The organism is Citrobacter sp. wls827, assembly GCF_005280875.1.
GTDB classification, from domain to species: domain Bacteria; phylum Pseudomonadota; class Gammaproteobacteria; order Enterobacterales; family Enterobacteriaceae; genus Citrobacter; species Citrobacter youngae.
The window spans coordinates 285,489-299,655 of sequence record NZ_SZWR01000017.1; the positions used below are offsets into that span (position 1 = coordinate 285,489).

13 protein-coding genes are annotated in these 14,167 nt (G+C 50.5%); 9 read left to right on the top strand and 4 right to left on the bottom strand.

Annotation, left to right across the window (positions count from 1 at the left end; translation table 11 throughout):
* Positions 1-6: 6 nt before the first annotated feature.
* The gene (gene cobO / locus FDX03_RS11900; RefSeq protein ID WP_061068008.1) at positions 7-597 is read right to left on the bottom strand and encodes a cob(I)yrinic acid a,c-diamide adenosyltransferase; all 591 of its coding nucleotides are present in this window, start codon (positions 595-597) and stop codon (positions 7-9) included.
* A complete protein-coding gene (locus FDX03_RS11905; protein ID WP_115601974.1) occupies positions 594-1,355 on the bottom strand; it encodes a YciK family oxidoreductase in 762 nt (253 codons plus the stop codon). Before FDX03_RS11905 ends, cobO begins: the two co-directional genes overlap by 4 nt.
* A gap of 220 nt (positions 1,356-1,575) precedes the next feature.
* Here FDX03_RS11905 and sohB point away from each other — a divergent pair, with 220 nt between their 5' ends.
* Positions 1,576-2,622 (top strand): protease SohB, encoded by a 1,047-nt coding sequence (sohB, locus tag FDX03_RS11910; RefSeq protein ID WP_115601975.1) that lies wholly within the window; start codon positions 1,576-1,578, stop codon positions 2,620-2,622.
* Positions 2,623-2,730: 108 nt separating this feature from the next.
* On the opposite strand, the gene FDX03_RS11915 is transcribed toward sohB, so the two are convergent.
* Positions 2,731-2,982: a YciN family protein gene (locus tag FDX03_RS11915; RefSeq protein ID WP_003020616.1), complete on the bottom strand. Its 252-nt coding sequence runs from the start codon at positions 2,980-2,982 to the stop codon at positions 2,731-2,733.
* Between the two features lie 398 nt (positions 2,983-3,380).
* Here FDX03_RS11915 and topA point away from each other — a divergent pair, with 398 nt between their 5' ends.
* The 5 genes from topA to acnA all read left to right on the top strand — a co-directional run bounded on the left by topA (position 3,381) and on the right by acnA (position 10,763).
* The gene (topA, locus tag FDX03_RS11920; protein ID WP_061068007.1) at positions 3,381-5,978 is read left to right on the top strand and encodes a type I DNA topoisomerase; all 2,598 of its coding nucleotides are present in this window, start codon (positions 3,381-3,383) and stop codon (positions 5,976-5,978) included.
* 208 nt (positions 5,979-6,186) lie between these two features.
* A complete protein-coding gene (cysB, locus tag FDX03_RS11925) occupies positions 6,187-7,161 on the top strand; it encodes an HTH-type transcriptional regulator CysB (RefSeq protein ID WP_005126442.1) in 975 nt (324 codons plus the stop codon).
* A gap of 310 nt (positions 7,162-7,471) precedes the next feature.
* Complete coding sequence (locus FDX03_RS11930; protein ID WP_213083770.1) at positions 7,472-7,612, top strand: YmiA family putative membrane protein; 141 nt, start codon at positions 7,472-7,474, stop codon at positions 7,610-7,612.
* 3 nt (positions 7,613-7,615) lie between these two features.
* Positions 7,616-7,786 carry a hypothetical protein gene (locus FDX03_RS22715; protein ID WP_162873148.1) on the top strand — a complete coding sequence of 57 codons (171 nt, stop codon included), beginning with the start codon at positions 7,616-7,618 and terminating at the stop codon, positions 7,784-7,786.
* A 301-nt stretch (positions 7,787-8,087) separates the two neighbouring features.
* Positions 8,088-10,763, top strand: coding sequence for an aconitate hydratase AcnA (acnA, locus tag FDX03_RS11935; protein ID WP_137345968.1), 2,676 nt, complete (start codon positions 8,088-8,090; stop codon positions 10,761-10,763).
* A gap of 54 nt (positions 10,764-10,817) precedes the next feature.
* On the opposite strand, the gene ribA is transcribed toward acnA, so the two are convergent.
* Complete coding sequence (gene ribA / locus FDX03_RS11940) at positions 10,818-11,408, bottom strand: GTP cyclohydrolase II (RefSeq protein ID WP_005126450.1); 591 nt, start codon at positions 11,406-11,408, stop codon at positions 10,818-10,820.
* A gap of 196 nt (positions 11,409-11,604) precedes the next feature.
* Here ribA and pgpB point away from each other — a divergent pair, with 196 nt between their 5' ends.
* The 3 genes from pgpB (at position 11,605) to lapB (ending at position 14,003) form a co-directional block, all read left to right on the top strand.
* A complete protein-coding gene (gene pgpB, locus FDX03_RS11945) occupies positions 11,605-12,363 on the top strand; it encodes a phosphatidylglycerophosphatase B (protein ID WP_048211500.1) in 759 nt (252 codons plus the stop codon).
* Positions 12,364-12,518: 155 nt separating this feature from the next.
* Complete coding sequence (locus FDX03_RS11950; protein WP_005126452.1) at positions 12,519-12,827, top strand: LapA family protein; 309 nt, start codon at positions 12,519-12,521, stop codon at positions 12,825-12,827.
* Positions 12,828-12,833: 6 nt separating this feature from the next.
* A complete protein-coding gene (lapB, locus tag FDX03_RS11955) occupies positions 12,834-14,003 on the top strand; it encodes a lipopolysaccharide assembly protein LapB (protein ID WP_137345969.1) in 1,170 nt (389 codons plus the stop codon).
* The last annotated feature ends 164 nt before the right edge of the window (positions 14,004-14,167 follow it).

Below are 14,167 nucleotides of genomic sequence, written 5' to 3' on the forward strand. Positions count from 1 at the left end.
CTGCTGTTAGTAATCAATCCCCATTTGGGCTTTAATGCCCGCCTCAAAAGCATGCTTGACCGGACGCAACTCGCTGACCGTGTCGGCTAACTCCAGAATATCGCGATGGCATCCTCGACCAGTAATAATGACCGTCTGCTGGGCTGGGCGCGCGTTTAAGGCGTTGATCACCTCTTCAAGCGGTAGGTAGTCGTAGGCCACCATATACGTCAGTTCATCCAGCACAACCATATCCAGCTCAGGATCGGTCAACATTCGCTTACCGTGTTCCCATACGGCCAGACAGGCAGCGGTGTCAGCTTCACGATTCTGTGTTTCCCAGGTAAACCCGGTCGCCATCACCTGAAATTCTACACCATGAGGTTCGAGCAGGTTTCTTTCGCCGTTTGGCCATGTACCTTTAATGAACTGCACTACACCGACTTTTTTGCCGTGGCCCACCGCGCGAGTCGCTGTACCGAACGCAGCTGTAGTTTTACCTTTACCATTACCGGTAAAAACGATGATAATTCCGCGCTCGTCCCTGGCGGCCGCAACACGCGCGTCAACCCGGTCTTTTACGCGCTGCTGGCGCTGCTGATAGCGTTCTTCACTCATTGGGCAATTCCTGGTTTACGGCCCGGCTGGGCATCAAAAGTCATACCGGTTTTACGGCGGCTGTCATCGCCCATCAGCCACAGGTAAAGCGGCATAATATCGGCGGGGGTTTTGAGTTTTTGCGGATCTTCCGTCGGGAATGCGCTGGCACGCATGCCGGTACGCGTGCCGCCTGGATTAATGCAATTTACGCGCAGATGACGATTCTGGTATTCGTCTGCCAGTACCTGCATCATTCCTTCAGTAGCAAATTTCGAGGTGGCGTACGCTCCCCAGTTAGCCCGTCCCTGACGACCGACGCTGGAGGAGGTGAAGACCAGCGATCCTGAATCTGATTTGAGTAACAGCGGCAGCAATGCCTGAGTCAACATAAATGTCGCGTTGACATTGACCTGCATGACATCCTGCCATACCTGCGGGTTTTGTTCGCTCATCGGGCAGATATCGCCCAGCAATCCGGCGTTATGCAGTACGCCATCCAGACGCGGGAAATGTGCAGCAATGCGCTGCGCAAGCTGGTGACATTCTTCAGAGGTACAGGTCAGTAGATCCAGCGTGAACCATTGTGGTTGTGTTCCGTTTTCATCGGCGACGGCGCGGGCAACCTGACGCAATTTTTCTTCATTACGTCCAAGCAGGATAACGGTCGCGCCGTAGCGTGCATAGGTAAGCGCGGCTTCACGCCCGATGCCATCACTGGCTCCGGTGACCAGAATAATGCGATCCTGTAACAGGTCTTGTTTAGGTTGGTAATGCACGGCTACTCCTCGGCGACGTCTGGCCATCTCGTTCGCGATAACTTTTCGGCTTTATGCCTTAAACACTGGTGTTTTTCAATCAGCCAAAGGTAATAACACCGCAAAATGAACACTTTGTCATGCTTTTTGCCGATTCAGCATCGGATGGATGAAGCAAGACGGGTTTACACGCCTGTTGTACACTGAGCGAAAGTAGCGTTGTTTAACCAAGGTGGGTCTCGTGGAATTGTTGTCTGAATATGGGCTGTTTTTGGCAAAAATTGTCACTGTTGTGGTGGCTATTGCGGTGATTGTCATGCTGATTGTAAACGCGACACAACGTAAGCGTCAGCGTGGTGAACTACGCGTTATTAATCTTAGCGATCAATATAAAGAGATGAAGGAAGATCTGTCGATGGCATTGTTGGATAGTCATCAGCAGAAGTTATGGCATAAAGCGCAGAAAAAGAAGCACAAGCTGGAGGCCAAAACCGCCAAAGCCAAAGCAAAACTGGGGGACAGTTTGTCATCAGAAAAACCTCGCGTCTGGGTGCTTGATTTTAAGGGCAGTATGGACGCCCACGAGGTCAGCGCATTACGGGAAGAGGTCACGGCGGTACTGGCAGTGGTGAAACCGCAAGATCAGGTGGTTGTGCGTCTGGAAAGCCCCGGCGGTGTGGTACATGGCTATGGTCTGGCCGCTTCGCAGTTACAACGCCTGCGCGATAAGCAGATCCCGCTAACCGTCACGGTAGATAAAGTCGCTGCCAGCGGCGGATATATGATGGCCTGCGTGGCGGATAAAATTGTCTCAGCGCCGTTTGCCATTGTCGGCTCTATTGGCGTCGTCGCGCAGATCCCAAACTTTAACCGTTTCCTGAAAAACAAGGATATTGATATCGAACTGCACACGGCAGGACAGTACAAACGCACGCTGACACTGCTTGGTGAAAACACGGAAGAAGGGCGACAGAAATTCCGTGAAGATTTGAATGAAACCCATCATCTGTTTAAAGATTTTGTGCAGCGCATGCGTCCAACTCTGGACATCGAACAGGTTGCTACAGGTGAACACTGGTTCGGGCAACAGGCGTTGGCAAACGGGTTGGTCGATGAGATCAATACCAGTGACGAAGTGATTCTGGGGTTGATGGATGGCCGTGAAGTGCTGAACGTCCGCTATATGCAGCGTAAAAAACTGATGGACCGTTTCACTGGCAGCGCGGCAGAAAGTGCAGACCGCTTACTCATGCGTTGGTGGCAGCGGGGACAGAAGCCCCTGATGTAAAATTGCAATTGCCGGATGGCGATGCTCACGCATCTTCTCCGGCCTACAGGTTCAGAGCATCGTAGGCCGGAGAAGGCAGCGCCGCCATCCGGCAAATGATTTCTCGCGTTAATCGATCAAGTGATACTTTTCAGAAAGTACGTGCGCCAGGTGTTTAAACATATTAAACACAGCCGTACTTTTGGGCGTCGGCAGCCCTTGCTCGTCTAAAAAGTAATCTCCGCTGAAAACCAGCACACCATTTCGCTGCGTAACACCGGTGGCGACAATCCCCGCCAGCGTGTCCTCATGCTCACGAATGATTTTGTTGGCTTCAATCAGCAGTGTCTCGCGATCGATGGGTTGAGTATCTTTATGCATTTTTTACTCCTTAAACAAGGACATTAGTCTACGCCGAGCCCGGCTTATGGGCAAATATTCCCTGACACAAATGAAGGTTTTACGACGGTGTTACAACTAGCGAGATTTGTTTTTGCATGCTAATAAAGTTGCGTAACGCATTTTATCAGGTACAGTGTGACGCTTTCGTCAATCTGGCAACAGATTTGCTTGACATTCGACCAATACTCCGTCGCGCCATAGCGTTTGCGTGTGAAAAAGCCTGTTAACTCAGTTATATGAGCGTTACATTACAAGCGCGAATCAGTTTAAGGGGTTGATATCCGCCGACACAGAGACCATATCGATGTCTCGTCGCCAGTGGAAGGTGAATCAACGTGCGACGCATTCTGGAAGAATCAAATTAGGTAAAGGTGAATATGGGTAAAGCTCTTGTCATCGTTGAGTCCCCGGCAAAAGCCAAAACGATCAACAAGTATCTGGGTAATGACTACGTGGTGAAATCCAGCGTCGGTCATATCCGTGATTTGCCGACTAGTGGCTCAGCAACTAAAAAGAGCGCCGACTCAACCTCCACCAAAACGGCTAAAAAGCCCAAAAAGGATGAACGTGGCGCTCTCGTCAACCGCATGGGCGTTGACCCGTGGCACAACTGGGATGCGCGCTATGAAGTGCTGCCTGGTAAAGAGAAAGTTGTCTCTGAACTGAAACAACTGGCTGAAAAAGCCGACCACATCTATCTCGCAACCGACCTTGACCGCGAAGGGGAAGCCATTGCCTGGCACCTGCGGGAAGTTATCGGTGGCGACGACACCCGCTACAGCCGCGTGGTGTTTAACGAAATTACTAAAAATGCTATTCGTCAGGCGTTTGAAAAACCGGGCGAGCTGAACATCGACCGCGTTAATGCGCAACAGGCGCGTCGCTTTATGGACCGCGTTGTCGGCTATATGGTGTCGCCGCTGCTGTGGAAAAAAATTGCCCGTGGCCTGTCTGCTGGCCGCGTACAGTCTGTTGCCGTGCGTCTGGTGGTTGAGCGTGAACGCGAAATCAAGGCATTTGTACCCGAAGAGTTCTGGGAAATTGATGCCAATACCACGACGCCAGGCGGCGACGCGTTACCGCTCGAAGTGACGCATCAGAACGATAAACCGTTCCGTCCGGTTAATCGCGAGCAAACACTCGCGGCAGTAAGCCTGCTGGAAAAAGCGCGCTACAGCGTTCTGGAACGTGAAGATAAGCCGACCAGCAGCAAGCCGGGCGCGCCGTTCATCACCTCCACGCTACAGCAGGCCGCCAGCACGCGTCTGGGCTTCGGTGTGAAGAAAACCATGATGATGGCGCAGCGCTTGTATGAAGCGGGTTACATCACTTACATGCGTACTGACTCAACCAACCTGAGTCAGGATGCGGTGGCGATGGTTCGCGATTACATCAGCGATAATTTTGGCAAAAAGTATTTGCCGGAGAGCGCGAACCAGTACGCCAGCAAAGAGAACTCGCAGGAAGCGCACGAAGCTATCCGTCCTTCCGATGTCGCCGTACAGGCAGAATCGCTGAAAGATATGGAAGCCGATGCGCAAAAACTGTATCAGCTGATCTGGCGCCAGTTTGTTGCCTGTCAGATGACGCCAGCGAAATACGACTCCACCACGCTGACCGTGGGCGCGGGTGATTTCCGTCTGAAGGCGCGCGGTCGTATTCTGCGCTTCGATGGCTGGACGAAAGTAATGCCTGCACTGCGTAAGGGTGATGAAGATCGCATTTTACCGGCGGTAGAAAAAGGCGATACGCTGACGCTTATTGAACTGACGCCAGCACAGCACTTTACTAAACCGCCTGCGCGCTTTAGTGAAGCTTCGTTGGTTAAAGAGCTTGAAAAGCGTGGCATTGGTCGTCCTTCCACCTATGCGTCGATCATTTCTACGATTCAGGATCGCGGTTATGTTCGCGTGGAGAACCGTCGTTTCTACGCAGAAAAAATGGGTGAAATCGTCACCGACCGTCTGGAAGAAAACTTCCGCGAACTGATGAACTACGATTTCACCGCGCAGATGGAAGACAGCCTTGACCAGGTGGCGAACCACGAAGCCGAGTGGAAAGGTGTGCTCGACAACTTCTTCAGCGATTTTACTCAGCAACTGGATAAAGCCGAGAAAGATCCTGAAGAAGGCGGTATGCGTCCGAACCAGATGGTGCTGACCAGCATTGATTGTCCGACATGTGGGCGCAAGATGGGTATTCGTACCGCCAGCACCGGCGTTTTCCTTGGTTGCTCCGGCTACGCACTTTCCCCGAAAGAGCGTTGCAAAACCACCATTAACCTGGTGCCGGAAAACGAAGTATTGAACGTGCTGGAAGGCGACGACGCGGAAACGAACGCTTTGCGCGCGAAACGTCGCTGCCAGAAGTGTGGTACGGCGATGGACAGCTATCTCATCGATCCAAAACGTAAGCTGCATGTCTGTGGTAACAACCCGACCTGCGATGGTTACGAAATCGAAGAGGGCGAGTTCCGCATTAAGGGTTATGACGGTCCTGTCGTTGAGTGCGAGAAATGTGGTTCTGAAATGCACCTGAAAATGGGGCGTTTCGGTAAATACATGGCATGTACTAACGACGAGTGTAAAAACACCCGTAAGATCCTGCGTAACGGCGAAGTGGCTCCGCCGAAAGAAGATCCTGTTCCGTTGCCGGAACTGCCGTGTGAAAAATCGGACGCGTATTTCGTGTTGCGTGATGGTGCAGCAGGTATTTTCCTGGCTGCGAACACCTTCCCGAAATCACGTGAAACCCGTGCGCCGTTAGTGGAAGAGTTGTATCGCTTCCGCGATCGTTTGCCGGAAAAACTGCGCTATCTGGCCGATGCGCCGCAGACGGACCCCGATGGAAATAAGTCGATGGTTCGCTTTAGCCGTAAAACTAAGCAGCAGTATGTCGCTGCGGAAAAAGACGGTAAAGCAACCGGGTGGTCTGCATTTTTCGTTGATGGCAAATGGGTAGAAGGGAAGAAATAACAGCATTCCGGCTGAATTTCTCCTCAAAGGGTCGCGTAAGCGGCCCTTTTTGTTTCTGGCGTATTATTTTTTGTCATCCCTATACAGCGTACATAGAAATGATATAGTGGTTATAGTTGGCAGGCTTTTTATTATTAAATCGTATTAGCAGCGCGTGTGAGTCTGCTTTTAAACGATGTTCTGATGGCATAATTCTGGATGGCTTAACATGAAATTACAGCAGCTTCGCTATATCGTTGAGGTGGTAAATCACAACCTTAATGTCTCCTCAACGGCCGAAGGACTCTATACCTCCCAGCCAGGGATCAGTAAGCAAGTTCGTATGCTGGAAGATGAGCTTGGCATCCAGATTTTTGCCCGTAGCGGTAAGCACCTGACGCAGGTGACTCCGGCAGGGCAGGAAGTTATTCGTATTGCCCGCGAAGTCTTGTCTAAAGTGGATGCTATTAAGTCGGTTGCAGGTGAACATACCTGGCCCGACAAAGGCTCGTTGTATATCGCAACCACGCACACCCAGGCGCGTTACGCGCTGCCCAACGTGATTAAAGGTTTTATTGAGCGTTATCCTCGCGTCTCGTTGCATATGCATCAGGGATCGCCGACGCAAATTGCCGAGGCCGTTTCGAAAGGGAATGCTGATTTTGCCATCGCGACGGAAGCACTGCATTTGTACGATGATCTGGTGATGCTGCCATGCTATCACTGGAACCGTTCGATTGTTGTTACGCCAGACCATCCGTTGGCAGGCAAAGCCTCCGTATCCATTGAAGAGCTGGCGCAATATCCGTTGGTGACTTACACCTTTGGTTTTACGGGGCGCTCAGAACTGGATACCGCGTTTAATCGCGCGGGTCTTGAGCCGCGTATTGTCTTTACCGCGACTGATGCCGATGTTATTAAGACCTATGTCCGACTGGGGCTGGGCGTGGGCGTGATTGCCAGCATGGCGGTAGATCCTATCTCTGATCCGGATCTGGTGCGTGTTGATGCTCATGATATTTTCAGTCACAGCACCACTAAAATTGGTTTTCGTCGCAGCACGTTTTTACGCAGCTACATGTATGATTTTATTCAGCGTTTCGCACCGCATCTGACACGCGATGTGGTGGATACGGCGGTGGCGTTGCGTTCCAACGATGATATTGAAGCTATGTTCAAAGATATTAAATTGCCAGAGAAATAATAACGGAAGTTGCCTCGTTGGTATCCTGGGTCTCCAGCCATACCAGCGGGGCGGTTGAATGTATTCATGATTTTTATTTGTCTATTATCCCTAAATTATTTATGGAAAATATTCTCCAAAGTAGTTTCAAATGAGTAACCCTGCCAAAATCCCTTTCAAATATTTATAACCGATCAAACAATTAAGTTATTTATAAAGCTGGGTTCGAAAATTATCTGGCTTTTTCAGGATGTTTTTATTAGGATTCCTCTTATCTGATGATTAATTGTACCGATTGTTTGGTGCCTAAATGATAAGTGATTTCGATAGTATGAGGTTAGCAATGCCTTCTGGAAACCAGCCTGCGCGCAGAGATCCCGCGATGAAACGTAAAGCATGGTTCATCGTGTTTCTGGGCTCCGCCGTGTTCTGGATCGTGGTTGCTCTGGTGGTCTGGAAAGTGTGGGGGTAATTGATGTCCACACAGGAACAGCAGTCTACTGTTACACCTGCTCATCATAATAATGAGCAAGAGAATGAAACCGTTATAGAAAAAAAGCAGGATATTCCCGCTTCGTGGGATCTTTCACCTGAGCAACGGGCATTTATTGATCTGTTTATTGAAGATGATAAGCAAGAACAATAAGCAATACGTTTTTTATAATAATAAGTATTAACATGCTTATTGAATTCAGTATGAATAATCACATCGCAATCGCAGTACGTCATCTAAACAGTGTATTGTCGGTTGCATCGATGTATCGGGTCCGTTCATTTACCGCACTTTAATCTTATTCCCCGCCACTTGCATAGTTCGTTACCTTTTTGTCGTTCTCCTCGTTTATCAATTTGAGTTGTTATCAAAGCGTTACATTTTGTTTGTGTTATCTTTAATACTAACCCTGAGGAAGATCAGGGGATCCAACCCTGTCATTTAAGGAGGAGCTATGTCGTCTACCCTACGAGAAGCCAGTAAGGACACATTGCAGGTTAAAGATAAAACCTACCGCTACTACAGTTTGCCCCTGGCTGCCAAATCACTGGGTGATATCACCCGTTTACCTAAATCACTAAAAGTATTGCTGGAAAACCTGCTTCGCTGGCAGGACGGTGATTCTGTTACCGAAGAGGATATTCATGCTCTGGCGCAATGGCTGAAAACGGCGCATGCCGAGCGCGAAATTGCCTACCGACCCGCTCGCGTTCTCATGCAGGACTTTACCGGCGTTCCGGCAGTGGTCGATCTGGCTGCCATGCGCGAAGCGGTTAAACGCCTTGGCGGGGATACAGCAAAAGTGAACCCGCTTTCACCTGTTGATCTGGTTATTGATCACTCCGTTACGGTCGATCGTTTTGGTGACGATGATGCTTTTGAAGAGAACGTTCGACTGGAAATGGAGCGCAACCATGAGCGCTATGTGTTCCTTAAATGGGGGCAGCAGGCATTTAGCCGATTCAGTGTCGTTCCACCGGGAACAGGAATTTGCCACCAGGTAAACCTCGAATACCTGGGTAAAGCGGTGTGGAGTGAGCTGCAAAACGGCGAGTGGATCGCTTACCCGGATACGCTGGTCGGTACCGATTCCCATACCACGATGATTAATGGTCTCGGTGTGCTGGGCTGGGGTGTCGGAGGGATTGAAGCTGAGGCCGCCATGCTGGGGCAACCGGTTTCAATGCTGATTCCGGATGTCGTGGGCTTCAAACTTGTTGGTAAACTTCGCGAAGGGATCACCGCTACCGATCTGGTACTGACCGTCACGCAGATGCTGCGTAAACACGGTGTGGTCAGTAAATTTGTTGAGTTCTATGGTGATGGGCTGGACAGCCTGCCGCTCGCTGACCGGGCGACCATTGCTAACATGTCGCCGGAATACGGCGCAACCTGCGGCTTTTTCCCGATTGACGGGGTAACTCTTGAATACATGCGTCTGAGTGGGCGTAGTGAAGAGCAGGTTGAATTAGTCGGTGCGTATGCTAAAGCACAGGGGATGTGGCGTAACCCAGGTGATGAACCTGTGTTTACCAGCTCATTGGAACTGGACATGGGCACTGTGGAAGCCAGCCTGGCCGGGCCGAAGCGTCCACAGGATCGTGTCGCATTGGGTGATGTGCCGAAAGCATTCGCCGCGAGTAATGAACTTGAAGTGAATAGCTCGCAAAAAGATCGTCAACCGGTCGACTATGTCATGAGCGGTCATCAATATCAGCTACCGGATGGTGCTGTGGTGATTGCAGCGATCACGTCATGTACCAACACCTCCAACCCCAGCGTCCTGATGGCGGCTGGGTTGCTGGCGAAAAAAGCAGTGACGCTTGGTCTGAAGCGCCAACCGTGGGTGAAAGCGTCGCTGGCGCCTGGGTCAAAAGTCGTCTCTGATTACCTGGCGCAGGCAAAACTGACGCCGTATCTTGATGAGCTGGGTTTTAACCTTGTTGGTTATGGCTGTACTACCTGTATCGGCAACTCTGGCCCGTTACCTGACCCTATTGAAACGGCGATTAAAAAAGGTGATCTGACGGTAGGGGCGGTGCTTTCCGGTAACCGTAACTTTGAAGGGCGTATCCACCCGCTGGTGAAGACAAACTGGCTGGCTTCTCCGCCGCTGGTGGTGGCTTATGCGCTGGCCGGGAATATGAATATTGATCTGACGAAAGATCCGCTGGGTCATAACAGAAAAGGCGATCCTGTCTATCTGAAAGATATCTGGCCGAGTGCGCAGGAAATTGCCCGTGCCGTGGAGCAGGTCTCTACCGAGATGTTCCATAAAGAGTATGCCGAAGTGTTCGAAGGCACGCCGGAATGGAAGTCGATTAATGTTGATCGTGCAGACACCTATGGCTGGCAGTCGGACTCAACCTACATCCGGTTATCACCGTTCTTTGATGGTATGCAGGCGAAGCCGGACCCGGTACAGGATATCCATGGTGCTCGTATCCTGGCGATGCTCGGCGATTCCGTCACCACCGATCATATTTCTCCTGCGGGGAGCATCAAGCCGGACAGCCCGGCGGGTCGCTATCTGCAAAGCCACGGTGTTGAGCGCAAAGATTTTAACTCCTACGGTTCTCGCCGTGGAAACCACGAAGTAATGATGCGTGGCACGTTTGCCAATATCCGTATCCGTAACGAAATGGTACCGGGTGTGGAAGGGGGGATGACGCGTCATTTGCCGGGTACAGAAGTGATGGCTATCTATGACGCCGCTATGCAATACCAGCAAGAGAAGACCCCGTTGGCGATTGTTGCTGGCAAGGAGTATGGCTCGGGTTCCAGTCGGGACTGGGCGGCGAAAGGCCCGCGTTTGTTAGGTATTCGCGTAGTAATCGCCGAATCTTTTGAGCGCATCCACCGTTCTAACCTGATTGGCATGGGGATCCTGCCTCTGGAATTTCCGCAGGGGGTTACACGTAAAACCCTGGGGTTAACCGGGGAGGAAGTCATTGATATTACGGACTTACAAAATATTAAACCGGGAGCGACTATCCCGGTGAATATGGTCCGTGCGGATGGGCGAAAAGAGGTGATTTCGTGTCGCTGTCGTATTGATACCGCGACAGAGCTGACCTATTACCAAAACGATGGTATTTTGCACTATGTTATTCGTAATGTGTTGAATTAAATTATAAAAAAGCCTGCGAAAGCAGGCTTTTTGTACTGTCAGCAAGCGAGAATGTCACTCGCTTAACAGATGTCCCATCTTAGCGGCTTTGGTATCCAGATAGTGTTCATTCTTCGGGTTACGGCCAACAATTAGCGGCACACGCTCCACAATATTGATCCCAGCTTCTGTCAGAATTTCCACTTTCTTCGGGTTATTGGTTAGCAGACGGACTTCATCCACGCCCAATAATTTGAACATATCAGCACACAAGGTGAAGTCACGCTCGTCCGCCGCAAAGCCTAACTGATGGTTGGCTTCGACGGTGTCATAGCCCTGATCCTGCAACGCATAGGCGCGGATCTTATTCAACAGGCCGATGTTACGTCCTTCCTGACGATGGTAGAGCAGAATACCGCGTCCTTCTTCAGCGATATGCGTAAGCGCCGCTTCCAGTTGAAAGCCACAATCACAACGCAGACTGAACAGCGCATCGCCGGTCAGACATTCGGAATGAACACGTGCCAGGACAGGCGTCTGGCCTGAAATATCGCCAAAAACCAGTGCGACATGATCGTGTCCGGTTGCCAGTTCTTCAAATCCCACCATCAGGAAATCACCCCAGGGGGTTGGCAGTTTGGCTTCTGCCACACGTTTAAGCTGCATGTAATTCTCCAGATTATGCTGGCACTATGCGTGCCGTAGCCTGTTGGCTTCTGTATTGCACTATTTTGCCATAAGGCAAGGGTGTTCACCTAATTGCAGCAACGCATTCATTTCCGAATGGCACAAAATTGTCAATTTCCCCGGTGTGCGGATTTTTCAGTTATGATTGTGGGACTTATCGACGAAAGGAGACGCAATGCTGTCTATTGCCAAGCGAACCACTGTAGGCGCAGCACTGTTACTGATTATGCCGGTTTCCGTATGGATATCCGGCTGGAGCTGGCAGCCTGGACAGAATGTCTGGTGGTTAAAATCCTTATACTGGGTAACTGAAACGGTGACGCAACCCTGGGGGATTATCACCCATGTTGTTCTCTGTGCGTGGTTTTTGTGGTGTCTGCGATTTCGTCTGAAAGCTGCGTTTATGCTATTTGCGATCCTGGCGGCGGCTATCTTAATTGGCCAGGGTGTGAAATCCTGGGTTAAAGAGAGGGTGCAGGAGCCCCGGCCATTTGTTCTGTGGCTGGAAAAAACGCACCATGTTCCGGTAGATGAGTTCTACACTTTAAAACGTAAAGATCGCGGACACTTAGTAAAAGAGCAGTTGTCCGGGCAGCAGGATATTCCGCCTTTTTTACGTAAGCACTGGCAAAAAGAGACCGGTTTTGCTTTCCCTTCCGGGCATACCCTGTTTGCTGCCAGTTGGGCGTTACTGGGTGTCGGGTTGTTATGGCCACGCAGGCGCACGCTGACGATTGTGTTCTTACTCGTCTGGGCGACCGGCGTAATGGGCAGTCGTTTGCTTCTGGGCATGCACTGGCCGCGCGATTTGGTTGTTGCGACGCTGATATCGTGGCTGCTGGTAACGCTGGCAACATGGCTTGCACAGCGAATATGTGGACCTCTGACACCGCCCGTCCAGGAGACAAAGGAAATAGCGCAGCGTGAGCAATAACGCAGACCGTGATTGATTTTTCAAATTTAGCCCTCAAATCATACAGCGTAAGGCGCTTTTCCGTTTCGCACTCGTCGTGAAAATGGTAATTTAAAAGGCTTAACGCGGTAAGTTGTACACGATTTATTCGCTCAAACCACATAACGGGAAGTAATGTGAAATATTTACTCATTTTCTTACTGGTGTTGGCGATTTTTGTTATTTCGGTGACATTGGGTGCGCAAAACGATCAACAGGTTACGTTTAATTACCTGCTAGCTCAGGGTGAGTATCGTATCTCCACGCTGCTTGCTGTATTGTTTGCAGCAGGTTTTGCGATTGGTTGGTTAATTTGCGGCCTGTTCTGGCTGAAGGTTCGTGTGTCTCTTGCGCGCGCCGAACGCAAAATTAAACGCCTGGAAAACCAGCTTGCGCCTGCGACCGACGTTGCGGTAACTGCCGACTCGTCGGTTGTGAAGGAATAATTATTTATGTTGGAGTTGTTGTTTCTGCTTTTGCCTGTAGCCGCTGCCTATGGGTGGTATATGGGTCGCAGAAGTGCGCAACAAACAAAGCAGGATGAAGCTAACCGTCTTTCGCGCGACTATGTCGCCGGGGTTAACTTCCTCTTGAGCAACCAACAAGATAAAGCGGTAGATCTGTTCCTCGATATGTTGAAAGAGGATACCGGCACCGTTGAGGCTCATCTCACCCTCGGAAACCTGTTCCGCTCACGCGGTGAAGTCGACCGCGCTATCCGTATCCACCAAACCCTCATGGAAAGTGCTTCGCTGACTTACGAGCAACGTTTGTTGGCTGTACAGCAGTTGGGACGTGACTACATGGCAGCCGGATTGTATGACCGTGCGGAAGACATGTTCAATCAGCTAACTGATGAAACGGATTTCCGTGTAGGGGCATTGCAGCAACTGTTGCAAATCTATCAGGCAACCAGCGAATGGCAAAAAGCCATTGATGTTGCAGAACGACTGGTGAAACTCGGCAAAGATAAACAGCGTATTGAAATAGCGCATTTTTACTGTGAACTGGCCTTGCAGCAAATGGGTAGCGACGATATGGATCGCGCCATGGCATTGCTGAAAAAAGGATCTGCTGCAGACAAAAACAGTGCTCGTGTCTCGATTATGATGGGGCGCGTTTACATGCTGAAGGGAGATTACGCGAAGGCCGTTGAATGCCTGCAACGCGTGATCTCGCAGGATAAAGAGTTGGTCAGTGAAACGCTGGAAATGCTGCAGAGCTGCTACCAACAGCTGGGTAAAAACGATGAATGGGCGGAGTTTTTACGCCGTGCGGTCGAAGAAAACACCGGTGCTGCCGCTGAGTTGATGCTGGCTGATATTCTTGAGGCGCGCGAGGGTACTGATACTGCGCAGGTTTATATTACCCGTCAGTTGCAACGTCATCCGACGATGCGCGTGTTCCATAAACTGATGGATTACCACCTTAATGAAGCGGAAGAAGGGCGCGCAAAAGAGAGTCTGATGGTCCTGCGCGATATGGTTGGTGAGCAGGTGCGCAGCAAGCCGCGTTATCGTTGCCAAAAGTGCGGGTTTACTGCTTATTCGCTGTACTGGCACTGCCCATCGTGCCGCTCCTGGTCAACCATTAAGCCAATTCGCGGTCTGGACGGGCTCTAATTTTTAAAAAAAACTCACTTTAGTTACAACATACTTATTTATTTTTCTTCATCCAGCGCTCAGGCTCCTGAGCCACATCGTTTCGCAGAAATGTAAACGCACCTGTTAATTTTCTATTACCACAGGTAGAATGCACGCCGTTTATCCATTTTGCGCCGTTCGTG

Excerpts from the sequence above, each read along its gene's own strand:
- cobO (WP_061068008.1), bottom strand. The coding sequence starts at position 597 with ATGAGTGAAGAACGCTATCAGCAGCGCCAGCAGCGCGTAAAAGACCGG.
- FDX03_RS11915 (WP_003020616.1), bottom strand. The coding sequence starts at position 2,982 with ATGCATAAAGATACTCAACCCATCGATCGCGAGACACTGCTGATTGAA.
- topA (WP_061068007.1), top strand. The coding sequence starts at position 3,381 with ATGGGTAAAGCTCTTGTCATCGTTGAGTCCCCGGCAAAAGCCAAAACG.
- cysB (WP_005126442.1), top strand. The coding sequence starts at position 6,187 with ATGAAATTACAGCAGCTTCGCTATATCGTTGAGGTGGTAAATCACAAC.
- FDX03_RS11930 (WP_213083770.1), top strand. The coding sequence starts at position 7,472 with ATGAGGTTAGCAATGCCTTCTGGAAACCAGCCTGCGCGCAGAGATCCC.
- FDX03_RS22715 (WP_162873148.1), top strand. The coding sequence starts at position 7,616 with ATGTCCACACAGGAACAGCAGTCTACTGTTACACCTGCTCATCATAAT.
- acnA (WP_137345968.1), top strand. The coding sequence starts at position 8,088 with ATGTCGTCTACCCTACGAGAAGCCAGTAAGGACACATTGCAGGTTAAA.
- ribA (WP_005126450.1), bottom strand. The coding sequence starts at position 11,408 with ATGCAGCTTAAACGTGTGGCAGAAGCCAAACTGCCAACCCCCTGGGGT.
- pgpB (WP_048211500.1), top strand. The coding sequence starts at position 11,605 with ATGCTGTCTATTGCCAAGCGAACCACTGTAGGCGCAGCACTGTTACTG.
- lapB (WP_137345969.1), top strand. The coding sequence starts at position 12,834 with ATGTTGGAGTTGTTGTTTCTGCTTTTGCCTGTAGCCGCTGCCTATGGG.